Source organism: Adlercreutzia sp. ZJ176 (assembly GCF_011038975.1).
Taxonomy (GTDB): domain Bacteria; phylum Actinomycetota; class Coriobacteriia; order Coriobacteriales; family Eggerthellaceae; genus CAAEEV01.
Genome location: NZ_JAAKEC010000004.1, coordinates 23,009 through 48,925 on the forward strand (window position 1 = coordinate 23,009; position 25,917 = coordinate 48,925).

At 63.5% G+C, this 25,917-nt stretch carries 21 protein-coding genes; 2 read left to right on the top strand and 19 right to left on the bottom strand.

The genetic code is table 11. The annotated features are described in order from the left end of the window. Positions 1 to 3 precede the first annotated feature (3 nt). The gene (locus G7Y50_RS02835) at positions 4 to 360 is read right to left on the bottom strand and encodes a hypothetical protein (protein WP_165053915.1); all 357 of its coding nucleotides are present in this window, start codon (positions 358 to 360) and stop codon (positions 4 to 6) included. 508 nt (positions 361 to 868) lie between these two features. Here G7Y50_RS02835 and G7Y50_RS02840 point away from each other — a divergent pair. Together G7Y50_RS02840 and G7Y50_RS02845 are read left to right on the top strand one after the other, a co-directional pair. Then, positions 869 to 3,787 carry an ATP-binding domain-containing protein gene (locus G7Y50_RS02840; RefSeq protein WP_165053912.1) on the top strand — a complete coding sequence of 973 codons (2,919 nt, stop codon included), beginning with the start codon at positions 869 to 871 and terminating at the stop codon, positions 3,785 to 3,787. A 3-nt stretch (positions 3,788 to 3,790) separates the two neighbouring features. After that, complete coding sequence (locus G7Y50_RS02845; RefSeq protein ID WP_165053909.1) at positions 3,791 to 6,073, top strand: hypothetical protein; 2,283 nt, start codon at positions 3,791 to 3,793, stop codon at positions 6,071 to 6,073. Positions 6,074 to 6,118: 45 nt separating this feature from the next. On the opposite strand, the gene G7Y50_RS02850 is transcribed toward G7Y50_RS02845, so the two are convergent. From G7Y50_RS02850 to fdhF, 18 genes are all read right to left on the bottom strand, one after another. Then, entirely contained in the window at positions 6,119 to 6,454 is a 336-nt protein-coding gene (locus G7Y50_RS02850) for a DUF4143 domain-containing protein (RefSeq protein ID WP_165053906.1), read from the bottom strand. A gap of 304 nt (positions 6,455 to 6,758) precedes the next feature. After that, entirely contained in the window at positions 6,759 to 7,091 is a 333-nt protein-coding gene (locus G7Y50_RS02855) for a type II toxin-antitoxin system PemK/MazF family toxin (protein WP_165053903.1), read from the bottom strand. Further along, on the bottom strand, positions 7,088 to 8,407 hold the full coding sequence (locus G7Y50_RS02860) for a hypothetical protein (protein WP_165053900.1): 1,320 nt from the start codon (positions 8,405 to 8,407) through the stop codon (positions 7,088 to 7,090). Before G7Y50_RS02860 ends, G7Y50_RS02855 begins: the two co-directional genes overlap by 4 nt. A 138-nt stretch (positions 8,408 to 8,545) precedes the next feature. Next, the gene (locus G7Y50_RS02865; protein WP_165053897.1) at positions 8,546 to 9,973 is read right to left on the bottom strand and encodes an L-cystine transporter; all 1,428 of its coding nucleotides are present in this window, start codon (positions 9,971 to 9,973) and stop codon (positions 8,546 to 8,548) included. Between the two features lie 446 nt (positions 9,974 to 10,419). Then, positions 10,420 to 11,667, bottom strand: coding sequence for a chloride channel protein (locus G7Y50_RS02870; protein WP_165053895.1), 1,248 nt, complete (start codon positions 11,665 to 11,667; stop codon positions 10,420 to 10,422). Further along, entirely contained in the window at positions 11,667 to 12,593 is a 927-nt protein-coding gene (gene fdhD, locus G7Y50_RS02875) for a formate dehydrogenase accessory sulfurtransferase FdhD (RefSeq protein ID WP_165053892.1), read from the bottom strand. Before fdhD ends, G7Y50_RS02870 begins: the two co-directional genes overlap by 1 nt. Positions 12,594 to 12,613: 20 nt before the next feature. Continuing rightward, a complete protein-coding gene (locus G7Y50_RS02880; protein ID WP_206214745.1) occupies positions 12,614 to 13,453 on the bottom strand; it encodes a formate/nitrite transporter family protein in 840 nt (279 codons plus the stop codon). A 197-nt stretch (positions 13,454 to 13,650) separates the two neighbouring features. Next, the gene (gene hycI, locus G7Y50_RS02885) at positions 13,651 to 14,103 is read right to left on the bottom strand and encodes a hydrogenase maturation peptidase HycI (protein WP_165053871.1); all 453 of its coding nucleotides are present in this window, start codon (positions 14,101 to 14,103) and stop codon (positions 13,651 to 13,653) included. Beyond that, complete coding sequence (locus tag G7Y50_RS02890; protein WP_165053868.1) at positions 14,100 to 14,747, bottom strand: formate hydrogenlyase maturation HycH family protein; 648 nt, start codon at positions 14,745 to 14,747, stop codon at positions 14,100 to 14,102. The genes hycI and G7Y50_RS02890 overlap by 4 nt, the downstream gene beginning before the upstream one ends. Beyond that, on the bottom strand, positions 14,747 to 15,526 hold the full coding sequence (locus G7Y50_RS02895) for an NADH-quinone oxidoreductase subunit B family protein (RefSeq protein ID WP_165053865.1): 780 nt from the start codon (positions 15,524 to 15,526) through the stop codon (positions 14,747 to 14,749). Before G7Y50_RS02895 ends, G7Y50_RS02890 begins: the two co-directional genes overlap by 1 nt. After that, on the bottom strand, positions 15,520 to 16,134 hold the full coding sequence (locus G7Y50_RS02900; RefSeq protein WP_241156482.1) for a 4Fe-4S dicluster domain-containing protein: 615 nt from the start codon (positions 16,132 to 16,134) through the stop codon (positions 15,520 to 15,522). Before G7Y50_RS02900 ends, G7Y50_RS02895 begins: the two co-directional genes overlap by 7 nt. Next, entirely contained in the window at positions 16,131 to 17,873 is a 1,743-nt protein-coding gene (locus tag G7Y50_RS02905) for an NADH-quinone oxidoreductase subunit C (protein WP_165053860.1), read from the bottom strand. The genes G7Y50_RS02900 and G7Y50_RS02905 overlap by 4 nt, the downstream gene beginning before the upstream one ends. Next, positions 17,870 to 19,441: a hydrogenase 4 subunit F gene (locus tag G7Y50_RS02910; RefSeq protein WP_165053855.1), complete on the bottom strand. Its 1,572-nt coding sequence runs from the start codon at positions 19,439 to 19,441 to the stop codon at positions 17,870 to 17,872. The genes G7Y50_RS02905 and G7Y50_RS02910 overlap by 4 nt, the downstream gene beginning before the upstream one ends. Positions 19,442 to 19,445: 4 nt before the next feature. Next, positions 19,446 to 20,102, bottom strand: coding sequence for a hydrogenase 4 membrane subunit (gene hyfE, locus G7Y50_RS02915; RefSeq protein ID WP_165053851.1), 657 nt, complete (start codon positions 20,100 to 20,102; stop codon positions 19,446 to 19,448). Between the two features lie 13 nt (positions 20,103 to 20,115). Continuing rightward, positions 20,116 to 21,045, bottom strand: coding sequence for a respiratory chain complex I subunit 1 family protein (locus G7Y50_RS02920; RefSeq protein ID WP_206214746.1), 930 nt, complete (start codon positions 21,043 to 21,045; stop codon positions 20,116 to 20,118). A gap of 10 nt (positions 21,046 to 21,055) precedes the next feature. Further along, entirely contained in the window at positions 21,056 to 23,101 is a 2,046-nt protein-coding gene (gene hyfB, locus G7Y50_RS02925) for a hydrogenase 4 subunit B (protein WP_165053849.1), read from the bottom strand. Then, positions 23,094 to 23,690, bottom strand: a complete 597-nt coding sequence (locus G7Y50_RS02930) for a 4Fe-4S dicluster domain-containing protein (RefSeq protein ID WP_165053846.1) — start codon at positions 23,688 to 23,690, stop codon at positions 23,094 to 23,096. Before G7Y50_RS02930 ends, hyfB begins: the two co-directional genes overlap by 8 nt. A gap of 44 nt (positions 23,691 to 23,734) precedes the next feature. Next, entirely contained in the window at positions 23,735 to 25,909 is a 2,175-nt protein-coding gene (gene fdhF / locus G7Y50_RS02935) for a formate dehydrogenase subunit alpha (protein ID WP_165053843.1), read from the bottom strand. Positions 25,910 to 25,917 lie beyond the last annotated feature (8 nt).

Sequence of the window (25,917 nt, forward strand, 5' to 3'; positions counted from 1 at the left end):
CGGCTACCCCACCTTAAGCGGTTTCAGGTACGACAAGTACTGGGTGCCCACACGCTTGCTGAGCCCCACTTTGTACTTATCGAGTAAGCCCGTCGCGCAACACCCTTCGCCCGACTTCACTTCAACAGGGCAGATGCGCAGACGTATGACAGCGTTCTCGTACGCACCACCAACAAAGAGGCTGATCTCCATGTGCTCTATTCCACTCCCATTCCGCCAGAAGAAGAGCATCTGGTATCTTAAGACGCAAAACTGCTGAATCACAACGCCCTCCGCAAGCCTCCCCTCGTTGACCTCGAACCTCCCGAATAAAATGCCCTCGTACGCCTCGCTCGGCGTAGTCGCCCCGTCGGCGAACACATGGGAACAAGTAGGTCCGTATCCGCTATGTGGCATTTCAGGGACAAACTCTCCTGGCTCATGACGAGCCCAATGGACGGGTCGGTGGAGTCGAGACGCAAGTTTGCAGTGCGCGCCCGCAAGACAGAAGAAAGCCCCCGTACGTCCGACTACGCGCGTTCTTGTCGAGCGCAACCAAGGTGAGCCTCTTCTCATGCTTGGCAAGCCACTCGGTTATCGCGTCGAAGGCTGTCGGGGGCGCTCCTCTCCCCTCGACAAATTTGACCATATCGTCGCGGCAGAACCGCAGGGCGCGACGCTTCACGCGGTCGACGTGCCCCTACCAGCAGACGTTTGCGCCAAAGTGCCAAGCACCTATGGTGCAGCGCGTCGGGAATCACCTCGCCCTCATGGAGCATGAGAAGCATCCGGACGAGGGAGCGCTCTCTCGGGGTCAGAACACTTTTCTTCGTTGCGATATAATCGAAGCACGTCATTGAGCGTATCGAGGTTTAAATTAGGAGCTGCCATGTTTGAAAATGGCGTTGTGGTTAGATACGGAGTTGCAGACCGGGCTCATGAGAATGAATTCTTCCGCTATTTCGCACGTTCCGTAAAGGCATATTTCGATAAAAAGAGCATTCCTGCGCTGTTGATTGGGATGCCGGAATGCAGAGTCGACAGCAGGCTTCAAATTGACGCTCTTTTGATTACAGCGAAGACTTTAACTATCATTGATTTCAAGGACTACGGCGGAACGCTAGTGCTTCCAGACGAGCCTTCTTTCAAGAAGGGGCAATGGAAGACCGTCGAAGGATTAATCGTAAAGGGAGGATGCAGCCCAAATCCTTTCTACCAAACCGGCCTTCAGCGCGAACGCCTAATAAAGATCCTCGAAACGTTTTGCAGAAATCTCACATCGTTCAACGCACGGCATATCTCGACCATGATCTGCTTCTCTAAAAAAATGCAGATCAGGGGACACATACCTGGAAGTTACAGAAGTTATTTCCATATTGCAGATGAAGAATCGTTTTTGGAGAAGCTCTTCGATACCGTATGCGCTGGTCGCGAGAACAACGACCTGCTGAGTAAATTGTTCCTCGATTGTTTCAATAAAAAGATATTCAGTTCCACGGAATATGATCTTGTAGTTAATCCCAAATCGTTGGGTATCGAATGTGCCCAAATTCCTCCTGCGCAATTTGCCAAGCACCAACAGCAGCATAAAAGACCCGCAACGTTCATTGATAAAATCAGATCATTTTTAAAAGGTAATTCTCCGGTCCTTATCGTCACAGGAACTGTTGGATCTGACAAAGCCCAGCTGGCACCAATCATTCGAGAGGAAGCTTTCCGAGTTGGGTTCTCCTCAGCTCGAGTCTTCGCTTTGTCTAACAGAGTCAAACGAAACCTTACGAGTGCCATCGACGAGGTAGAGAGCCTATATTCAACGCTTTTCGATTTTTCTGCTGCAAAGATCGATGAAAACGGTAAGCGGTTCATCCCAAGAGCATCCTTGGAGGAATGCAGCCCGTTTAGTGATTGCATGAGTTCCGACGAAGAGAATCACCGTCATGTTTTCGTCGTGTATGAAAGCCAGTTGATTACCAATTCTGATCGCACCGAAGAAATGGTTCAATTCGGCACGGGACATCTTCTTTCTGATCTGCTGAGCCATCTTGGCATCGGCAACGAAAAGTGCGTAAACAAGATTGTCTTCGTTGGCGACAGATTCCAGCTTGGGTTTGGCTCTTGGAGCGAATCCTGCCTCAATGAGAATTGGTACAAAGATAGTATTTCGGTTGAAACAATCGAGCTTCCTGATGTGCAGAACCCGACGGGAATCCAGGAAACATGCCTTCAGATCGCGAATGCAATCCGTCAGGGTAGAACCACAAATCTTGTGCTCGAGGAGAATGATCAAGTAAAGATCTGCGATGGGAGACTCGAGCGAGAGCTACTTGAGAATGCAGGTGAAAACAGCTTTCATCACAAAGTGCTTGCCTATACCAATAAGCAAGCAAGCGATCTCAACAACTACACGAAAACAAGTATCATCGGTAATGGCAAGCAACCCACAACCGGGGATGTCGTGGTTTTCGAAAACCAAGCTTTTGCATACCCTTCTGCTCATCACAACCAGCCTCTTGGTTCAGTTCCGCAGTTCGACGACACGGAACCAAAACGAGTCGAGAACGGAAAGACTGGCACCATCGTCAATGTGGATAAGAACGAAGAAAACTGGCTTGTATTGGAGGAGCAGGTTGCAAAAGACGAAGCACCTGTTCGTCTGACACTCGTTAATGCCGACATTCGTCTAGACTCATCAAGGGCATCGGAAACATATCGGATTCCATTTATCCTCGAGCTCCTTCAGTCTGATAGTGCAAAACTCAGCCCGATGCAGGAAATGGCTCTCAAGATCCATCTCTCGAGACTTTTAGAAAGCCACATGAAGACTCGTCCTTTTGAGAAAAGCCATTATTTTAACGAAATGATGATTTCAGGAGATTATTTTATTAATGAAGCCGGCCAGTATAGGGATAAAAAAGACCACCGATTCTTGACCGTTTACGAAAGACGCTATCGCAATGAGATGCAGCGGGAAATCCTAGAGGGAAACAGCGAATATTCAAGGTGGCTTAACGCCGCACAGATCAAATACGGCTGGTGCATGACCGTCCACAAAGCCATGTCAAATGAGTACGACGAGATCACTTTCTCGACAAATTACGAGGGGGGCAGACGTAATGAGATGTATTTCAAGTTCTTGTACACCGGAATCAGCAGGGCTCGCAACCGCGTTAACCTAGTCCGATGGAAACCCGTCTCTCCATTTGAGAAAACCGAATTCGGCTTTCTCGATCAGCCTACTAAAAACTCCTCAAGAAAGCTGACTATCCTCGTATCAACAATGGATGCAGTGACTTCCGATATTAGAAGTCTAGTCGAAAGATCGCTTGCCGATGGCATGACGATAACGACAGCAAAGTCAGTTCGCTATCAGGAAATCTACGAAATCGCTCAAGGCGATAAAAGCTTCAAGATGATCTTTGACTATGACAGCAACGGAAAGGTTAGATCTCCTCGTTACGCAAAGGGAGACAAAGGGCTATTCAACGCCTTCAGAGAAGGTGTCTCGGGCTCACCTTTATCTTCAGGTGCCGCAGAGAAGGGGCAGATGACCTGGCTTTACGATATTGTCTCCATGGATATTCTTAAGGATTGCGAGGTGTCTGTCGAATCGTCTTCAAACTATAGAGACATTCTGGCAATAAAGAAAAACGCGTCCACGGTAAACGTGTGTGTTGACTACAAAAAGGACAACTCAGTAAGCAGGTTCAGAGCTCAATCGGGAGATAAGGGGTTGTTCTCCTGCATAGTGCAAGCAATCTGCTCCTATTATGCGATTCCATATCCCGAAACAGCCTTGTGGAGGGAATAGGGAATGGCATACCAACCTAGCGCTGAAGCAGCCCATGTTACGGAACTAAGGAAGTCAGGAAAGCTAAAGGAGTCATACGACTACGCGAAAGCGGAATTCATAGCTGGCAATCGTGAGGATACGTTCATGAGCGCCTATACATGGGTACTTCACGATTGCCTAAAGAGGTACTTTGACAGCAGCTCGAGATTCTATCAAGACACAACCGCCTTTGTTCGCACCTTGGCCCAAATTCGCTCCTTCCCAATTGACGAAGCTAGAGACGGTCTTTTCATCGACAATCTTACCAACAAGGTTCGCACCGTAATCTGGGAGCAGGTTAAGCAAAACAATATCGAGAATACTCAACGGCTAGCATTCGAGGTGTGTCAATGGAGACGCGGCGAGGCTCTGTATTCGACCGATATCGCCAGGCCCTTGCTCGTCGGCCTAAAAGCCGATTGTGAGAGAAGCGGCCTTGTTCTCAACTGGCTGGGCATCCAGGCAAGATCCTGGGCGGATTTTCTTACATTGCCTCCAGAAGCAATCAAATCCCAGGTCAGTCAAGACAAAGTGGCAAGCGTCGCAGCTCTATGGGCGCTTTACGATGATCTGAAACGCTACTCGGGAGACGATCAAGGACGTGGCGTCTCGATGGATCGTTTCGTGAATACGTTGGCGCTGTTTCGTTGCTTCGACAGCAATGCACACGAAATACGTGAGGTGCTTGCACACGCCGTGAACAAGCTTGTTCACGTTGGCTGGAATTGCAGAAAGGCTAAGAATCAACAATGTTTATCCATTTTGCTTCAAGAGGCAACCCAATGGCATCATAACTCTCCTATGCACGATTCGAATGTGCTGCTGATGTTCTCAAAGGGTCTCCAAGGCAACGGTTTGGATTTGATTAAGCTGGTCGAGTGGTATGGGATCGATAGTCTCAGTAGCCAGGATTTCTCAGAAAGAAGAGACGGAGATAAGGTCTACCCCTCACTCGCCCAATCACTCATATCGCAATACATGGAGTCACTCATGTCGTACGACAGAGACGGACGGGCATTCACGACTGACGAGCAAAAGAAAACCGCCGCGAGTGATCTGGAGAAACTCCTTGGTTCTGATCTCTGCAAGACGTGGAAATGGGAATCTTATAAACTTGGTCTCCTGCTGATCGATGTCGGTCGCTATAAATCAGCAAGAGCTCGTCTTGCAAACATCGTTTCCACCGAAGCTAGGCAAGCTTGGTCTTGGGCTGCCTATGGGCGAGCATGGAAAGATGATTCAGAAGAGAGGTACGAACAGTGTCTGTTTAAGGGCCTCTCAGTTTCAAATGACATACGAACCTCTCTCAGCGTTCATGAAGAAGCGTTGCAGATTTTTGCGAAGAAAGGTATGTTCAGCGACGCAAAAGCTGAAGCTGAACTGATAGAAAATTTCAGGTCAGAACGCGAATGGAAGCCATCAGCTATCGTTGAGCAGGTAAAAACCCAAGATTGGTTTGAGTCAAGCGAAGCAAACAACAATTGCAGGGAAACATACGAGGCGCTCTCCCAAAATGCAGAGGACATTCTTGCCGAAGATCTTCCCTGGACCGAGTTTTATGTTGAATGGGAAAATCGCGAAAAAGGCCTTGTGGGCATCGTAATTCCTACCGGCTACAGCAGGACTAACTCATTGAACGTCAGCAGGGAAATTGCACGTGGCGCCCTCGCCGAACAACTGAAAATCGGCTTATGCTACAGAGGGCATTGCGGTCCCGAAAAGAAGATGATTCTGGGTAAGGTAGAGGAATATCCCCAAGCTAAAATACGCAGCTACTTCTTGAATAACTACTCTGGTTTGATCGACCTTGTGAAGGATTTTGGTTTTGTTCGAGGCAAACCAGATAGCGTATGGGTGCCCCCAGCTCTCCTTTCTGGCTTGGACGTCAAGCAATACCAAAAAGCGTCTGGCGAATGCCGGAGCGTATTTCGGAAGGACAAGGGCTGGGTTTGGGAGGCTTCAAGCATTAACCTCGGAGAAGAATCTCCAGCTGATTCCTTTGAAAAAGTGTTTGAAGGCTACCTTGACGTAACGAGCAGGGGCTTTGGCTTCGTTAGTGACTGCTTTGTCCCTGCGCCTTTAGTTGCGAAAGTCGGAGAATGCGGCCGCATAAAGGTTAAGGCAAAAAAGAGCTGGGATAGCAAGAAGAATCGATGGAGCTGGTCTGCATACGAGCTTTTAGGCACCGATATGAATAACAATGGCGAATGCGATTATGCCAAATCAAATGGCAGTGTGCCCATTGCTGGTGCAGATGCGCCCTAGCGCTCCATAAGGAGTCTAATGTAGGCGATCAGATGACAGCTTCCTCTACAAGCAGAACGCCATGTACAGCGGGAGGAAGATGCGACTGCCCTCCACCTTCAGCTGCTTAGGGTGGAACACGACCTCCGCGCCGACGCGCTTGTCGAATCGGGCCTTGAAGTCGTCGAGGGAGACCGTTCTGTACGCCTTGGTCGACTTGACCTCGATGGGGCATACCCGGAGCCTCCCCGCCGCATCGGAGAACCCCCTGGTCGTGAGGAAGTCGATTTCCCGAGCAAGCGGCTTGCCGCCGTCCCTCTTCGGCTCCTCGTTCCACGAGTAGTAGTAGAGCTTGCAGCCCAGCGCGACCAGCTGCTGGGCGATGGCGTTCTCGACGAACATCCCCTTGTTGATCGATGTCTTGCCGAACTGCAGGTCGCGGTAGATTATAATCCTAATGCCCTGACCTGCCAGTTGTCAGCTTTCCGCGATATTACATAACTCCAAATCGTCAGCTTTCCACGATATTATAGCAGCTTATATCGTCAGCTTTCTGCGATAAGGTAATGATTGGTTAGCAGCAGGCTGTACCAGATGACGCGCTTGGGAGAGATGGGCTGCAATCCCGCCATCCCTCCCAGGCAATACGCTGCGTCATCGCCGACAAGATCGCGGTGCGCTCGCACACATCGAGCCGGAAAATGCGCTAACGTAAGCCGAACATGCCGCGGATGTAGCTGAGGATGGTCTTCATGGACGCGTCGTCGGCGTAGCCGATGACGCGGTAACCACGATGGGCGACGTCGATGTTGCGAAGCGCCTCCACGCAAGCCCAGCCGGCTGCGGCGTCCGTCTCGATGGGCACGTGGAGGGGGTAGTCGTGTCGCTTGGTCGTTATGGGCACGACGCTGACCAGGCTCGACCGCGCATTGAAGCCGAACACGCTGACCACGACGGCCGGGCGCAGCTTCGCGGGCTCATGGCCGACCGAGGGGTTGAAGTCGACCTCGATGATGTCTCCCTGCTCAAGCGCGGTCATTCGACGACCTCCGCCCCGACGTCTCGCCCCCAATCGAATTCCGCCGGCTGGAAAGGACCTACGTGCTCGGAGAACAGCTCATCCATGGAGACGTACGGCGCGTCGCCGTAGGAGCGGTGCTCGCCTGAGGGGCGGATGACGATGAAGCCCCCCCTGCTGTCGCTGCCCGCATGCATTTCCAGGGCCGAGCCCACGCCGATGCCCACGCTCTCGCACATCCGCTTCGGGATGCGCACCGCATGGGAAGATCCCCACTTGCACAACCGCGTGCTCACCTCAAGCTCGCGAGGCTTCTCTTCCGCCAGGGGCATGACGGCCTCCCTGAGCTGCGCGACGGCGTCCGCGAGGCGGACGTCATCCTCTCCCGCGTCTTTCATCTCCGCGTACAGCCCAAGCGCGTCGAGCGTCGCGAGGCCCGTCGCGGGCACTGAGGTGTTATTGGAGCCGTCGAGTTCATAGGCCCACTCCTCCACGATGACATCAGGGGCCTCGAACCACTCCGCCTCCACCCAGTCGTCTCCAGCCTCCTCCTGCGCCCCCGTCAGGCTCTTCCGGTAGAGCGCGACCCGGACGACGCCCACATCGTGCGCCAAGTCGGAGTAGTACGGCAGCGCGCTCTCGCCGGAGAGCAGCGCACCGAAGCGCCTCAGCGCCGCGAGCGCGCCGCGTCCCTTCAGCAGCTTCCTGCCCTTCACCGGCGATACGAGGTACGGCTCGAACGCTTCGAGCATCCCGTCCTTCGACATGCCGGGGTTCCTCAGCACGCGCCTCTTCCACTCGGTGGAGAGAGCCGACGGGAGGATGGCCTCGATCTCGGCAAGGCAGTTCGTCACGGTCGACCTGCTCACGCTCGCAGCCTTCGCAAGCTCGCCCGCCGCCAGGCCGTTCCACCTTCCCGCTATCAGGTTGAGGGCCATCCTCTGGGCATGGGGTGAAAGCGGACGGGCGGCCCTCCCCTCGGGCACCGGGGAGGCTGCCATCCCCAAGAAGGGCAGAAAGACGTTGCCCTCGTCCTTGATGTAGGCGATTCCCTCGGAGGCGAGCGCCCTCATCATCCCGTGATCCAGATAAGGCGAGCAGATGGCGACGCGTCGGGGATCGGCCTTCGCAACCGCCCGCACGAGCGACTTCGAGGACAGCACCGTCGGACGGCCGACGGCGACCGCGGCCAAAAACTCCCGTCCCTCGCCCAGCTCGGCCGCCCTCAAGTTGAACTCATCGGAGTAATGCCTCGGGATTTTCGCCGACACATCGTCCAGCGCATCCGGCGAGAGCACCAGCGGCATCGAGAACAGGTACCTCGGAACGTTCTCCATCTCCAACCTCCAATCATTTCGCTGTCATTTTAGTACTTCTTGTAATGACCGTAAAATGATGCTTTGAGGAAAAGCGTGTGCGCCAGCAGCTCTCTTTGCCGAAAAGGACCCGGGGATAGCAGCCCGCTCCGCTCGCGCTTACGCGGCCTTCTTGCCGTCGAGGAAGTCAGAGCTCACCACGGCGGTCTTGTCCTCGAGCACCTTGCGGTCGAGCTGGCCGGTGACGTTGGAGGCGGTGACGCCGGCCACCATGGCGTCGCTCACGTTGACGGCGGTGCGGCCCATGTCGATCAGGGGCTCCACCGACGCCAGGATCGCGGAGATCTCGATGGGCAGCCCCATGGTCCCGAGCACGATGAGCGACGCGAAGGTGGCGCCGCCGCCGACGCCCGCCACGCCGAACGAGCTGATGACCACCACAGCCACGAGCATGATCACGAACGACGGGTCGAGCACGTTGATGCCCACCGTCGGCGCGATGATGGTGGCGAGCATGGCCGGGTAGATGCCCGCGCAGCCGTTCTGGCCGATGGACAGGCCGAACGAGCCGGACAGGTTGGCGCTCGCCGCGTCAACGCCGAGCGCGCGCTGCTGGGTCTCGATGTTGAGCGGCAGCGCGCCCGCGCTCGTGCGCGACACGAACGCGAAGCCGAGCACGCCGGCCACCTTGCGGAAGTACGTGAGCGGGTTCACGCGGTTGCCCAGGAGCACGAGCGCGTGCACCACGAGCACCAGAAGCAGCGCCACGTAGGAGGCGATCACGAACTTCGACAAATCGAGGATCGCCACGTAGTCGCTCGTGGCCAGCACCTTCGCGATGAGGGCGAGCACGCCGTAGGGCGTGAGCCCGATCACGATGCGCACCACGCGCATGACGATGCCGTAGAGCGCGTCGATGAAGTTGGCGAAGAAGTCAGCCTGGCGGTTGGAGTCCTCGGTGTCGAGCCCGCGCAGCTTGAGGTAGGCCACGCCGAGGAAGGCCGCGAAGATGACCACCGCGATGGTGGAGGTGTCGCGCGTGCCGGCCAGGTCGGCGAAGAAGTTGGTGGGGATGAACGACAGAATCTCCTGCGGGATGGTGAGCGCCTCTGTCTTGGCCGCGCCCGCCTCGAGCGAGGCCATCTTGCCCGCGTCGGCCGCCTGCGTGAAGCTCGCGCCCGCCAAGTCGAACGCCACCACCGAGCCCCAGCCGATGAGTCCCGCGATGGCGACCGTCACCATCAGAACCGCGAGCACGATGCCGCTGATCTTGCCGAACTGGTTGGTGACGCCCGAGCGCGTGAACGCGCCCACGATGGACACGAACACGAGCGGCATCACGAGCATCTTCAAGAGCGACACGTAGCCCGTGCCCACGATGGCCATCCAGTCAAGCGCGATCTTGGCCGCCTCGGTGCCGCGCCCGAGCACCATCTGCATCCCAATGCCGAGCACGATGCCCGCGCCGAGCGCCGTGAACACGCGGAACGTGAACGACTTCCCCTTCATGTTCAAGAACTTGAGGCCCAGAAGCAGGGCCACGAAGATCGCCAGCGTCACAATCGCCGGCAAAACCGCTTCCGACATTTCCCAATCCTCTCTTCTTGCCTGACGAGAAGGCCCTCGCCATCCTGCGCCGCGCCTGCGCCTGCGCCTGTGCCTCGCCGGCGCCGCCTGCCGCGGCCCGCACGCTGGCGAACGCCTTCCCTCCTCGTGAATTAGTATGACCCTTAAAGTCTAGTAATTCAATGGGTTTATTCGACTAAAGCGAAGCGAACCCGAAGGCATTTTCCTACAATCAGCTGCCACGAGCGCGTCCGCGCCCCGCAAACGGCGCGCATGGCGCCTGAACGTGCACGTCCGGCTTTTGAGGATGGGCAGCAGGAGGAAGGCAGTGCGAACGGCGGCGCGTACCGCGCGTCCGCGGCATGCGGGCATGCGGGCATGCGGGCTGCGGCTCACGAACGCACGCCGCAGCCGCGCCGCGAGAGCCCGGACCGCCTCACAGCAGCGCCGCAAACGCGCGAGCCGCCTCACAGCAGCGCGGGCAGCACCAGAAGCTCGACCCCCAGCGCGCACGCCGACAGCGGGCAGGAGCGCGCGGCCGCGAGAAACGCCAGCATGCCCGCGGCGGCGGCCTGGGGTGCGAAGGAGGCGGGGGCGCCGGCGGCGGACGCGAGCGCGCTTCCGAGGAGCGCGCCGATGACCAGGGCGGGCATGATCTCGCCGCCCTTGAGCCCGCAAGCCAAGGCCCCCATCGTGAGCAGCATCTTCGCCGCCACGAGCGCAGGCGTAGCAGCGCCCGCAAACGCCGCGGGCAGGAGATCGAACCCCGAACCGCCGCACGCCTGCAGGCCGAGCCCGTCGGCTGCGCACGCAAGGGCGAGCCCGCCGACGGCCACAATGGCGAACGGCATGACGTCCCTCCCGCCGACCAGGCAGTTCATGCGCGCGAGCGCCGCATGCACGCCGCGCAGGGCAACGCGGTAGAGCGCGCCCGACGCCGCGCACACGAGCACCACCCCGAAAAGCAGCGCCCACCCCGCAACAGGCACCCCCTGCGCGAACACGAGCGAGGAGATCGTCCCGGGCAGAAGCGCTCGCCCCTCGATCACGACGGCCACCGCCGCCGCGCACGCCGACGCCAGAAGCACGCACCCCGCGCGAGCCGCCGATGAACGCCCGCCGCGCAGGACGCTCCACCCCGTGGCCTCGAACGCCATGAGGGCGCCGGTGACCGGCGCGTGGAACAGCGCGCCGATGCCCGCCGCCATGCCGCATTGCATCACCAGGCCCCCGTCGGCGCACGCGGCGCCTGCGAACGCCGCGCCACCCGAGGCGCTTGCGTCACCCGAGTCACGCGCGCCACCGGGCGCAACGGCGCCGCACGCGCGCCCCGACACCCGCCTCGCGGCAAGGGCGATCCCGGCAGCTGCCGCAGCGCACAGCTGGACCGCCGCGGCCTCCTTGCCCACCGAGGCTCCGCACGCCACGCTCAGGCACGTGGCCGCGAATATCGCCGGAGCGAGCGCAAGCGGAACGAGCTCGCCCGCGCGCGCGGCGCGTGCGACGTCCTCGCCGCCGAAGCCCGCGGGCAGGCCGAGCGCGCGGTACAGCACGAGCTCGGCCACGCCGGCTGCCGGCAGCGCCCAGAGCGCCCCGGGGTTGGCGCAGAACCACCCCCACGCCGCGTCGAACGCCGCGCTAAGAGCGATCGCCAAGATCCCTCCGACGATGCCTATGATGATGACGAGGAGAACGCGGCCTGACGCCGCGCGCATCACGCGCCTTCGTGTTCGAGAGCTTGCGAGCCCGCAGCCTTCTCAACGCCCGCGCCCGCGGGCCGTCCCGTCCCCGCGACGTCCGCAGCCGCAAGCTGTCCCGCGTCCGCGACGCCGCGGCGCCGCTCCCCCAGCGGGTCGTGGCACACGCGCATGCTGTCAGGGCGCGCTGAGCAGATGAGCGTGAGGTCATACGCGCGCGCGAGCTCGATGGTGGCGTCAGTGGGCACGGCCTTCGTGGCGAGCACCGGCACGCCCGCGCGGATGGCCTTCATCACCATGTCAACCGGGATGCGCCCGCTCGAGAACACCATCGCCTGCCGAAGGTCGACCCCGCCGCGCAGCGCGGCGCCGAGCGCCTTGTCGAACGCGTTGTGGCGCCCCAAATCCTCGCGGCAGCACACGATGTCGCCGCCGGTCAGCAGGTAGCAGCTGTGCGTGCCGAACGTACGCCGATGCAGCGGCGAGTCCTGCGCGAACGCGTGCGCCGCGGCGAACACCCACGCGCGCTCCCACGTGATGGGCGTCACCTTCGCCGGCGCCTCGTCGGCGTCGAAGTAGTGGTTGAAGGATCGGTTGCCCGTGCAGCAGCTGGGCACCACGTCGACGCCGGTCTTGGAGAAGTCAGCCGCGTGCCCGCTCAGGATCACGCGCGCCCGCGTCCCGTGCTCGCACAGGTACACCGAGGCCACGTCGTCGATCCCCGCGATGATCCCCTCGGAGAAGAGCCGCCCAACCACCAGGTCGACCAGGTGGTTGGGCGTGCACACGATGCGCATGGTCAGGATCTCGTTCACATACACGTCCATGTTGTGCTCGACGAGCACCGCCACGTCCTCGGACGCCTCGACGCCGTCCGCGCTCACGCAGCACGCCACGTACGGCGCGACGACCTCGCCTTCCGCATGTCGGTCAATGACGTCCATGGAACCTTCCCTGCCCCTTCCTACTTCTCGGACTTCACATGGTACACGAACCAGTACGCAAGCCCCACGAAGACGAAGCCGCCGACGATATTGCCCAGCGTAGCGGCGGAGAGGTTGTAGAGGATGCCCGTGACGTCAAGCGCCTCCGCGCTGACCGTCGCGTAGCCCGTCATCTTGCACAGAAGGCCCATGGGCAGAAAGAACATGTTGGCGACGCAGTGCTCGAACCCACAGGCCACGAACGCCGAGATGGGGAGCAGGATGCCCACCACCTTGTCGACCACGCTACGCGCGGAGAAGCCGATCCACACGGCCAGGCACACGAGGATGTTGCACATGATGCCCTTGAAGAACAGCGTCATCCACTCAGGCGTCACCTTGCCGAGGGCCACGGACACGAACGTCGCGCCCACATTGCCCCCGTTCATGTCGGGCACGGCAGCCATGAACACCAGAAACACCGCCAGAAGCGCGCCGGCGAGGTTGCCGAACCACACGATGGCCCAGTTCTTCAACATGCCGCCCCAGGTGATCTTCTTCGACGCCAGGCCGCAGACCATGAGCGAGTTTCCCGTGAACAGCTCGGCGCCGCAGCACAGCACCAAGATGAGGCCCAGGCAGAAGCACAAGCCGCCGACCAGGCGCTGCACGCCGAACGGCATCGTCGAGTCACCTAGGAACGTGCAGAAGAACATGGCGCCGAACCCGATGAAGGCGCCGGCGAACATGGCGAGCACGAAGCACTTCGCGGGCGCCATGCTCGCCTTGCCCACGGCGAGCGTCTCGGCCTTCGCCTCGACGGCGGCAGGTGCGAGCGCGTCGGGCTTCAACGCGTCGAGATCAGACTTGTCGATAGTCATTTTGAACGTACCTCCTTGAGGGCATGGCGCGCATGCCCCGTTGCGAACGGTTGGTTGGGTGGGGATGAGGCCGGCCCGCCCAGGTCAGAGACGGAGAGACACCCTGGGCAGGCCGCCCGCAGGACGAGGCCGAAGGCGCGCGGGAGAGAGAAGGACGAGAGGCGCGCCTCGGCGGGGATGGCTTTAGGGAACTGAGCTCACGCTGGGTCGAAGCATGTGAAGTCGCCTCCTCGCTCCAAACAGGCGTACAGGACGTCAACCGCGCGGCGCACCGGCGCGCTCAGCGGGTCGAAGAACTCCGTCGTGGCAGGCTGGATGCCCAGAAACGTCACGTCGTCGCACAGCTGCTCGAGCTCGCCTAAGAGGAACGCGATGGGCAGCGTGTGCGTGGTTATGAGGAATTGGGTGGCCACGTCATCGGCGGTCACCACGCGTATCTCCCCCGGCTCGTGCCCCATGGCCGCCGCGTCGACGAGCAGCAGCCGCTCGGGCGCCAGGCGGCGCAGGTACCCCAGGTCGTCCTCGGGCGTCTGCCCGCCGTCGACCACCGTCCAGCCCGCGACGGGCGCGTCGGCGAGGCGCTTGGCCAGGGCGGGGCCCGCCGCGTCGTCGCCGCGCAGCACGCTTCCCACCGTGAACACCACGTTCATGGGGTCACCCTCCTTCCCATCACGTACACCTGAGGCTCGCGCTCCACTTCGCCTAAGAGCACGTCGAGCTCCTCGAGCCACGAGGGCGCGTCGACAGCATGCACGTAGGGCCGCCGGGCGTCCCCAGCAGACGAGGAGTCCTCGGCGGAAGGCCCGCCCGCCGGCAGATCATGTGCGGAAGGCCCGCCCGCCGGCAGCTCACCCGTTGGCAGCTCGCCCGCCGGCGCCGCCATGCCCGCGCGCGCAAGCGTCACGCGCACGGCCGCGCGCAGCTCGCCCACATGCTCCTTGCCCAGCTCTATCTCGCCGAAGCGCTCCACGCCGGCGAGCTTGTCGCGCGCCGGACCGGCGGGAAACGCGTCGAGCACCTCGGCGAACACCGCCCGCGAGGCGCCGATGCGCGGCTCCAGGCAGTCGATGACACCCGTGTGGTGCCCGATGGCCAGCGTGTAGTACAAAACCGAGCGCACGTCCTCGGGAATGGACCGCTCGTGGTCCACGAACTTCCGCCCCAGCCGGTAGAACACCACCTCGCGAGCCGTGCGCGCGTCGGTGGTGTGCCCGCCGGCCGCACGGCCGGCCAGGCGCGCCGGGCCGCCTTCCGCGCGCGCCGCCGAGCGGGGGATGCTGGGAACAGCGTCCATCAGGCGACGACCTTCGCCATCAGCACGCCGCGAAGCGCGGCGAGCACCTCGGCGCGGCGCGGGTCGGGCTCGCGCTCGATGAGCGCGTCGACCTCGCCGAGCACGTCGGCGCCGCCCGCGTCCAAGACGCCCAAAAACTCGTCGGCGATCTCCTTGCCCCAGCGGTAGCCCGACAGGGAGCGAGCCTCGCGCTCGATCGCCACACGCACCTTGTACGGCACTTCGGGAAACGCCAGCGGCGCGGCGACGCCCGGCTCCTCCACGTGGTGGCTCGCGTGCAGCTTCTGCTCGAGCAGCCCGAGCGCCACGGCAAACCCGTAGATGGTCTGCGCCGGCGTGGGCGGGCAGCCCGGGATGAAGACGTCCACCGGCAGGATCTTGTCGGTGCCGCCCCACACGCAGTAGTTGTCGTGGAAGATGCCGCCCGTGCAGCCGCACGCACCGTAGGACACCACGATCTTCGGATCGGGCGCGGCGTGGTAGGCGCGCAGGGCCGGCATGCGCATGGCGCGCGTCACCGCGCCGGTGTATATCAGCACGTCGGCGTGGCGGGGACTCGGCACCACCTTGATGCCGAAGCGCTCCGCGTCGAAGGCCGCCGTGATGGTGCCGAATATCTCGATCTCGCACCCGTTGCAGCCGCCGCAGTCGACGCGGTACACGCACACCGAGCGCTTGATGCTCTCGAGCAGCTTGGCCTTCGCCTCGGCCACCTTCGCGTCGAGCACCACCGGATCGGGCTGGTGCTGCAGCGCCGCGGGGAAACTTGCCTCTAACATAGCGCACCTCCTTGCGCCGGCGCGTGCCGGACGGCCGCCACGCCGTCGTCGCGACGGCGGCACTCCAGGCACAGGTCGATCTTGCTCAGGCTCGCCGCCACGTCCGCCGCCACATCCGCTGACGCCGCCGTCGAAGCGGCAGACGCGCCAGACGCTGCGGCGGGCGCGTCCGCCGACGCCCCGCCCGCCCGCGCGAGCACGCGGCGCGCGTAGTCGATCTCCTTGGCCGAGGCGTAGGGCTTGCCGCAGCACGCGCACGTGGCGACCGGGTACGCGCAGCTCTCCTCCAGATCCTCCTTGCTCATGACCGCCAGCTCGAACTCATCCGAGAGCTTGATGGCGAACGTGGGGCACACCTCCTCGCAGCGGCCGCAGAAGACGCAGCGCCCGTAGTTGATGGCCCAGGTGATCTGGTCTTGGCTGGACGTAAGCTCCATCGAGATGGCGTTCGGCGGGCAGGCCACCGCGCAGGCGCCGCAGGCGATGCACGCCTCCTCGAGGTGGCTCGGCTTGCCGCGGTAGCCCTTCGGCAGATCGAGCGGCGCGTACGGGTAGCCCACTGTGCCGCAGCCTGTCTTGCGTATCTCCTTGAACAGCTTCAACATCATGCATCACCCCTGCCCTGAAGCGGCGAGTGGGTGCGACGCCGGCAGTAGCCCTCGAGCTGGCTCTTCGTGAGGACCGTCTCGGTGCGCTTATTCACGTCGACCACCGTCACGCGGTCGGTGCACGAGTAGCACGGGTCGAGGCTACCCACGATGATGGCCGCGTCGGCCACCGTGTTGCCGCGGAACATATGGCGCAGGATCGGCCAGTTCGAGTACGTGGCCGCCTTCGCGCGCCAGCGGTAGCACTTCTGGTTGTCGCCCACCATCGCCCAGTGCATGTCCTCGCCGCGCGGCGCCTCGGTGTAGCCGAGCGCGAACTTGTGCGGCGTGTAAGCCCAGTCCTCGGTGAGCACGGGGCCGGCCGGCGCGCCGTCGAGCAGCTGCTCGATCATCGCGAGCGAGTCCGTGAACTCCTCGATGCGCACGAGCGTGCGGCTCTGCACGTCGCAGCCGGAACGGGTGCGCACGCCGAAGCCCTCGAGGTGAGCGTACCCGTCGAAGGGGTGGTTGAAGCGCACGTCGCGGGCGAAGCCGCTCCCGCGCACCACGGGCCCCACCGGGCTGTAGTCGCGCGCCACCTTCGGGTCGAGCCGCCCGATGCCGGCCGTGCGCGACTCGAAGTTCGCCGTGGACACGAGCATGTCCACGAGCGCCTCCACGTCATCGCGCAGCTCGCGCACGAGACGCACCGTGGCCATCTTCTGGTCCTCCAGGATGTCAAAGCGCACGCCGCCGATCAGGTTCAGCCCGTAGGTCTTGCGGGCGCCCGTGATCAGCTCGGCGAGGTCCATCGCCTTCTCGCGCACGCGGAAGAAGTGCTGGAAGCCCGTGTCGAAGCCGCAGTAGTGACACACGAGGCCCAGGTTCAGCAGATGCGAGTGCAGCCGCTCCACCTCGAGCAGGATGGTGCGGATGTACTGGGCGCGCAGCGGCACCTCGATGCCCTGCGCGCGCTCGACCGACTCGACGTAGGCCACCGAGTGCGCGCACCCGCAGATGCCGCAGATGCGGTCGGCCAGAAACGTCACGGCGTCGTAGTTCAGGCGACTCTCGGCCACCTTCTCCATGCCGCGGTGCACGTAGAACAGCCGGTAGTCGGCGTCGATGATCTCCTCGCCTTCGACGAACAGGCGGAAGTGCCCCGGCTCGTCGGAGGTAATGTGCAGAGGACCCATGGGCACCTCGGTGGTCTCCTCGACGTCGCCCTCGTAGAGGAACGAGTAGTTCTCCACGTCGGTGGCAGGCGCGGGGCGCCGGCGGTAGTCCATCGAGTCCTTGCGCAGCGGGTAGAGATCGTCCGGCCAGTCGTCCGGCAGCACGAGCCGGCGCTCGTCGGGCAGGCCCACGGGCACCAGGCCAAACATGTCGCGCACCTCGCGCTCGCTCCACACGCAGGCGGGCACGCGCGGCGTGACGCTCGGGAACTCGCGCGTAGCCGGGTCGACCTCGGCGCGCACGGTCACGAAGCTCGGGTCGGCGCCCTCCATCGACAGCAGGTAGTACAGCGCGTAGCGCCCGTTCAGGGGCCGCTCGTCGTTGCCCACCATGTTGGGCAGCCACCCGTCGCGCCCGTAGTAGAGAAACTCCACCACGTCGGGCAGCATGTCGGCCGGGATGGTGATGGTCACCTGGTCGGCGGCCTGCCACGCGGCGTCGAGCACGGCGCCCGGGAAGGTGTCGCGCACCGCCTCGACGTGCGTCTGCCCCGGACGCACCTTCGCAGCTTCTTTCCTCGTCATGAGCGCACCCCTTCCGCTCCTCCAGCGAACACGCCGCTGATCTCTACGAACCAACCGTCATGGGCGAAGTCCTGCATGTCCTGCTGCAGCACGATGCCCGTGGCGTCGCCAATGCTCGCGGCGAGCGGCCCCGGCATCGCCACGCCCATCCACACGATGAGCGCAAGCAGGACCACCTCGGGGGCGAGCGCGAGCGGGCTCACGTCCCCACGCTCGACGCCGGCGGGCGCCTCGCCCAAGACCGAGCCGGTGATCACGTGGGCGAACGCCATGATGACCACCACGAGCGCCGCCACCACGATCACCACGACGGCCACCTGGCCTGCGGCCACGCCGCCGAGCACAAAGCCCATCTCGCTCACGAACAGGGCGAACGGCGGGAAGCCCGCGATGGCCAGACACCCGGCGGCCAGAAGCGCGCCCGTGACCGGGGCCACGCGCACGACGCCTCTGATCACGCCGAGGTCACGCGTGCCGTACTTCATCATCACGTTGCCCGACAGGCAGAACATGAGGGACTTGACCAGGCCGTGGCCGATGCAGTGGATGAGGCCCGCGGCGATGCCGATCGGCCCGCCGATGCCGAAGCACACGGCGATGAGGCCCACGTTCTCGCACGAGCTGTAGGCCAGCTTGCGCTTGACGTCGCTCTGGCGGTACACCATGAGCGCCGCGTAGCACACGGACAGCACGCCGAGGATCATCATGACCACCTGCGGGAACGCAGGCCCCACGCACAGCGAGGCCAGGATGAAGAAGCGCAGGACCACGAGGATCGCGCACTTCAAAAGCACGCCCGAGAGCAGGCCCGACACCGGACTCGGCGCCTCGGAGTGCGCGTCGGGCAGCCACGTGTGCATGGGGAACAACCCCGCCTTCGTGCCGAAGCCGATGGCTGCGAACACGAACGCGATCATCATGAGGCCGTGGTCCATCTGCCCCGCGTAGGGCAGGATGGCCGTCCAGAACACCGCCTGGTGCGCGTCAGCCATGATGTCGGCTGCGTTCGCGTACACGAGCAGCGTGCCGAACAGGCCAAACGCCACGCCCGCAGTGCACACGATGATGTACTTCCACGCCGCCTCGAGCGCGAGCTTCGTGCCGTACACGCCCACCAGAAACACGGTCGACAGCGTGGTGAGCTCCACCGACACCCACATCATGATGATGTTGTTGGAGGCGACGGTCAAAAGCATCGAGAAGAGGAACAGGCTGAAGAAGGCGTAGTACTGCTTGACCTGCGAAGGGTCGAGCCTGCCCTCCTCGACGTCGTGGCGCACGTACGGGATGGAGTACACGCCCGTGCACGTCCCGATCACCGCGATGAGCGCCACGAACAGCGCCGCCAGGCGGTCCACGTGGAACCACTCGCCGAGCGCGTACACCTCAAGCCCCGTGAACACCGAGACGACGAGCATCGTGCCGGCTGCGCACACGGCGGCGAGGCTTGCCACGTGCAGCGCCACGAAGGCCGTGCGCGGCACGCTTTTCGAAGGCAGCGCCGCCATGGCGAGCGCCGCCGCCAGGGGCGCTGCCAGGAGGGCTACCAGAATCTGAGACATATCCATGGCGCTATCCCTTCAACTCGGCTAGGTCGTCGGCGTCAAGCGTGTGGGTGGTGCGCGCAATGCGGCACACCATGACCGCGAGGATGATCACCGCGAAGATGGCGTCGGTTGCGATGCCGACCTCGACCAGCTCGGGGGCCTGCGGCGCCAGCAGCGCGAGCGCCACGTGGGATCCGTTCTCCATCAGGCAGTACCCGAAGATCTGCTTGAAGATGGAACGCTGGATCACGATGCACGTGAGCCCGATGAAGAAGTGGGCAAGCGCCACCGCGAGCGTGGGCTTGACCGCGGCCGCCGTGGGCAGGTCGATGCCCGAGACGGCCACGAAGCACACGAACACCTCGACGGCCACGAGCCCCACGCACTTCATGGGAGAGAGCTTCGGGGCAAGGTCCACCTCGGCGCTGTCGCCGACCTTCCGCAGCGTGAACAGCAGGATGCCCGGCACGAGCAGGACCTTGGTCACGAACGCCGAGACCGACCACATGTACAGCTCGGTCGAGCCCGTCACCGCGCCCAGCGCGACGAGCAGGGCCACGAGCACCGCTGACTGCAGCGCGTAGAGCTGCGCGGAGACGCGCCCCGTGCGCGCGAGTACCACTGCCATCGACGTGATGATGAGGCAAGCACCCAGTACGTTTACCAGGGAGAAGTCAAGCATGACATCACCACCCCTAAATCCCTATGACGAGGAACACGAACGACAGCGCCGCCAGGCCGAACACGAACCACGTGTAGCGGCCCAGGAACTGGTAGCGCACGCGCATGACGGCGTTTTCGATGACGGCGGCCACGAGCAGCACCGCGGCGAGTTTCGCCACGAAGAGAGCAAGCCCCACGGCCAGCCCGAGCGGCGTGGCAACACTCGCGGCGCCGAAGGGCAAAAACACCGCCACGAACAGCGACGCCACCACGAGCTGCTTGACCGACATGCCGAGCTTCAGCATGGCGAGCGAGGGGCCGGAGAACTCCGCGAGCGGGCCCTCCTGGAGCTCCTGCTCGGCCTCGGCCACGTCGAAGGGCAGCTTGCCCATCTCCACGTAGCACGCGCACGCGAACGCCACGCCCGCCACCACCACGGCAACCGGCGGGTAGGCCACCAGCGAGGCCACCGAGTCCGCCATGACGCCGAGGTTGGTGGACCCGCACGCGAGCGCGAGCACCATGAGCGTCAGGATGAGCGCGGGCTCCACCAGCACGCCGAGCAGAAGCTCGCGCACGCCGCCGACGGCGGTGTAGGAGCCCGCCGAGTCGAGGGCCGCCAGGCTGAACATGAAGCGCGGCAGCGCCATCAGGTAGAGCACGGTGATGACGTCGCCCAGAAGCGGCACCGGGCACGCGCGTGCGATGAGCGGCAGGCCCGCCGCGACGATGACCATGGTGCCCAGGAAGACCGGCGGCATGGCGCGCGAGACGAGTCCCGCGCCGCCCGGCTGCACCTCGCAGCGCCGCCACAGCTTGGCCAGGTCGTAGTAGTCCTGGAAGATGCTCGTGCCCTGGCGGGTGTGCATCTTGGCGCGTATCTTGCGCGCCACGCCCGACGCCAGCGGCGCCAGGAGCACCAGGAGGAGGACCTGGATCACGGCAACGGTGAATTCAATCATTCCAGCCTCCTTACCGAACCAGGATGATGAGCGCCAGGAAGAACACGAGCGCGCCCACGATGTACACGATGTAAGTGCGGAAGTCGCCGCCCTCGAGGCGCGAGAACCACGCGCCGACCGACCGCAGGACCGACATGACGGACTCGGACAGCGGCACGCGGACGCGCTGCTCGCGCGACGGCGGCGCAGGAGCGGCCCCCTGCCCGCACGCCCCCGCCTCGAACGCGCGGCCGAACACGCCGGCCACCGCGGCGCCGGCGCTGTTCACGCCCTCGCGGATGCCGTAGAGCGGTCCCATGAAGCCGCGCACGCCGGCGGCCACCGTGGAGGCGAGCGTCTCCATGTGCACGTCGGGCGCGTAGCCGCAGGCCCACGGCTCGGGGTCGACCTTCAGCCCGTGCGCGCGGTTGGCCGCGTTGCGCGCAAGCGCGCACGCGCCCACCACGACCGCCAGCAGGACGGCAATGAGCAGCGGGGAGGTGACGCTTATGGTGTCGAGCGACACGAGCGCCGTGCCCGCCGCCACCGGCATGGCCGGCGCCGCCAGAACCGACGCGGCGATGCCGCTCATGACCGGCGCGAACCACGCGGCGCCGAGGCCCAAGGCCGCGCAGAGCGCCGTGAGGGCCACCATGCCGAGCCTCATGCTCGCAGGGACCTCATGCGCGGCCTTCGCCGCGTCGGAGCGCGGCTTGCCGAGGAACGTCACGCCGAACGCCTTCACGAAGCAGGTCACGGCCAGAGCGCCCGTGATGGCGAGTGCCACCACCGCGAACGCGAACACCACGCGCAGCCCGATGCCGCCGGCCATGGCCGCGCCGATGAGCGCCTGGTAGGTGAACCACTCGGACACGAAGCCGTTCAGAGGCGGGATGGCCGATATGGCGAGCGAGCCGGCCAGGAAGCACACGGCCGTCACCGGCATGAGGCGCGCCAGGCCGCCGAGCGCCTCCATGTTGCGCGTGCCCGTGGCGTGCAGCACGCTGCCGGCGCCGAGGAACAGCAGCCCCTTGAACATGGCGTGGTTCACCAAATGGTAGAGCCCCGCCGCAAGGCCGACGCCCGCGAGCCACAGGTTTCCGCAGGCCCAGCCCACGATGCCCGTGCCCACGCCCAGAAGGATGATGCCGATGTTCTCGACCGAGTGGTACGCGAGCAGACTCTTGAGGTCATGCTCGCCAAGCGCGTACACCACGCCGAGCACCGACGAGACGGCCCCGATGACGACCACGAGCACGCCCCAGCCGAGCTGGCCGCCCGACAGGGCGAGGAGGTCGAAGCACACCTTCATGATGCCGAAGACGCCGATCTTGATCATGCCGCCCGACATGAGCGCACTCACGTTGGACGGGGCGGCGGGATGCGCCTGGGGCAGCCACGAGTGGAACGGCACGATGCCCGCCTTTGCGCCGAAGCCGAAGAAGGCCAGCGCGAAGGCCGCCGTCGCCAGCGCCGGGTCGAACGCCGTGGCGCGGAAGGCCGCAAACTCGAGGCTCCCGCACGCGCTCGCCATGAGGAAGAACGACACGGCGATCATCAGAAAGCCGATGTGCGCCATGACCAGGTACAGAAAGCCGCCCTTGAACGACTTCTCGTCCCCCTCGACGATGACGAGCATGTACGACGTGAGCGACATGAGCTCGAAGAACACCAGGAACCAGAACGCGTTGTCACACAGTATGACCATCATCATGGACGCCACGAACAGGTTCATGAAGCACCCCAAGGTGCCGATGCCCTTGTCGTAGTACTCGTTGAAGTAGGAGAGTCCGAACAGCCACGCCACGAGCGCCAGGACCGATATCACGGCGACGAGCAGGCCGGAAAGCGGGTTAAACAGTACCGTGAGGTCGGCGAAGGGCACCGGCCCGCCCAAGTTCGCCAGGAGCGCCGGCGAGCCGATGGCCGCGACGCCCGAGGCAAGCGAGGCGGCCGCCGCGCCCATGCCGAGCGTGCACGCCGCCGTCTTAGCGGCTGCAGGCGCGCGCATGAGCAGCAGCGAGAGCACCGCGCCTGTCGCCGAAAGCCCCAAGGAGAGCAGCATAAGCTCAAGCATCCCAAGGCCTCCTTATCGTCGATGAGCCGCGCATGGCCAGCTCGTTGGCCTTCGCCGCAGCTACCAGCTTCTCCTTGCGCGCAGCCGCCGCGCACGGCGCGTCCTGCACGCTCAGCGCGCCGGTGAGGCACGCCGTGACGCAATGGGGTCCCGCAGGGTCGAACGCGCACATGTCGCACTTGACCGCGCGGGTGTACACGCCGATCTCCCATGACAGGAGCGCAGAGGTTCCGCGCGGGAACGTCGGCGTGTCGAACTTGACGCCAGCAACGCCGGCAATGGATGTGCCCGAGGGATGGATGGCCCCGAACGGGCAGACGCACGCGCACAGCTTGCAGCCCACGCACGTCTGCTCGTTCACCAGCACCGCCCCGTCGGCGCGCGTGATGGCGCCGACGGGGCACACGGCCATGCAGGGCGCCCCCTCACAGTGATGGCACGTGACCGCGGCGGTCACGTCGAGCGTGCTCGCCAGGGCGAGGCGAGGCTGGGCTTGAAGCCCGGCCTCGCGATGCCCCGAGCTGCAGGCGGCGAGGCAGGTTCCGCATCCAATGCACACGTCCGGCTCTATTGCGATGAACTTGTTCATGGGTAAGTCCTTAAAGCCGAATGGTTTTGAGACCGGAATCGGGCTTACGCCAGCGCCGGCTCCTTGTCCTGGGCGGCAGCCTCCCCCGCCAGCCAGTCCTTCATCTGGGCGTAAAGCGTCTGCGCGTGGCGCTCGGCCCACACCTGGTCGGCGATGGCCTCAACCTGGCAGGCGGAGTGCTTGTCCTCCGGCGTGCCCGACAGCGGGTCGGTCGCGTGCATGGTCAGGTCGTTGCACTTGCCGATCCACCACTGGTAGGTCATGTAGACCGCGCCCTTGTTGATGCGCTCGTCGACGGCGGCGCGCGAGATCACCTTGCCGCGGCGCGAGCTCACCCAGACGAGCTGCTGGTCGCGGATGCCGCGCGCGGCGGCGTCGGCGGGGTTGATGCTCACGTAGCCCGGCTCGTCGGCCAGAAGCGTGAGCGCACGGCAGTTGCCCGTCATCGAGCGGCAGGAGTAGTGCCCCACCTCGCGCACGGTGCACAGCACGAGCGGGTAGCCCTCGTCGGGCATCTCGGTCGGCTCGACGAAGTCGTGGGCCAGAAGGCGCGCCTTCTTGTCAGGCGTGTTGAACTGGCCGTTGCGGTAGAGCGTGGGGGTGCCGGGGCACTCGATGGTGGGAATGGGCCACTGGGCATGCCCGGTGCCGGCCATCTTCTCGTAGGTCGCGCCGTAGAAGTTCGGGCACAGCTCGCGGACCTCGTTCCAGATCTCCTCGGTGTCGTGGTAGTGCATCGGGTAGCCCATGCGGGTGGAGAGCTCGCTGAAGATCTGCCAGTCGTGCTTGCACTCGCCCTTCGGCGGCACGGCGGCCGTGAAACGCTGGAAGGTGCGGTCGGAGGCGGAGAACACGCCGTCGTGCTCGCCCCAGGAGGTGCCGGGCAGCACCACGTCGGCGAGCGCCGTAGTCTGGGTCATGAAGATGTCCTGGCTGATGAGCAGGTCCAGGTTCTGGAGCGTCTCGCGCATGTCGGCGGAGTCGGGCTCGGTCTGCAGCGGGTCCTCGCCGAAGTTGTAGAACGCGCGGATCGTGCCCTCCTTCACGCCATGCGGCAGGTCGGTGAGCTTGAAGCCCTCGCGCGCCGAGAGCTTGCCCGCGGGCAGCCCCCACGCCTTCTCGAACTTGGCGCGCACCTCGGGGTCGGTGACCTTCTGGTAGCCCGGGAACAGGCTCGGCCACATGCCCATGTCACACGAGCCCTGCACGTTGTTCTGGCCGCGCACGGGGGCCAGGCCGGCGTTGTCGCGGCCGATCTGGCCGGAGATGCAGGCGATGGCGGCGATTTGGTGGACGCTCTTCACGCCCTGGCGCTGCTGGGTGACGCCCATGCCCCAGCCGATGACGGAGTTCGGGGCGGTGGCGTACAGGCGCGCGGCGCGGCGGATGTCCTCGGGCGAGCAGCCGCAGATGTCAGCGACCGACTCGGGCGTGTAGTTCTTGACGACCTCCCACCACGCGTCGAAGCCCGTGGTGTGCGCCTCGACGAACGCGCGGTCATGCAGGTTCTCGGTCACGATCGCGTTGGCGAACGCGTTCAGGAAGGCCAGGTTGCAGCCGTTCTTGATCTGGATGTACAAATCGGCGATGCGCGCGGTCTCGATGGAGCGCGGGTCGATGACGATGATCTTGGCGCCCTTCTCCTTCGCTTTCACGATGCGGCGCGCCACGATGGGGTGGCTGGCGGAGGGGTTGTAGCCGAACAGCATGATGAGGTCGGCGTTCTCGAGGTTCGGGATTGACACGCTCATGGCGCCGGAGCCCACCGTGTCCATGAGGCCGATCACACTCGGTCCGTGGCAGGTGCGGGCGCAGTTGTCGATGTTGTTGGTGCCCACGCAGGCGCGCGTGAACTTCTGCATCACGAAGTTGGCCTCGTTCCCCGGGCCGCGCGAGCTGCCGGTGAGCATGATGGCGTCCGCGCCGTACTTCTCCTTGATCTCGGTGAGCTTGCGCGCCGTGAAGTCGAGCGCCTCGTCCCAGGTGACGCGCTCGAGCTCGGCGCCCTTGGTGCGGCGGATCATCGGATGCAGGATGCGCGGGGTGAGGATCTTCGTGTCGTTGATGAAGTCGAAGCCCGACAGGCCCTTCAGGCAGAGCTCGCCTTCGTTGGTGATGCCGTCAAGCCCCTCGGCGCCGACGACCATGCCGTCCTCCACGAGCAGGTTGAGCTTGCAGCCGGCGCCGCAGTAAGGACAAACCGCCATGTGCTTTTCCATTGAGTGTA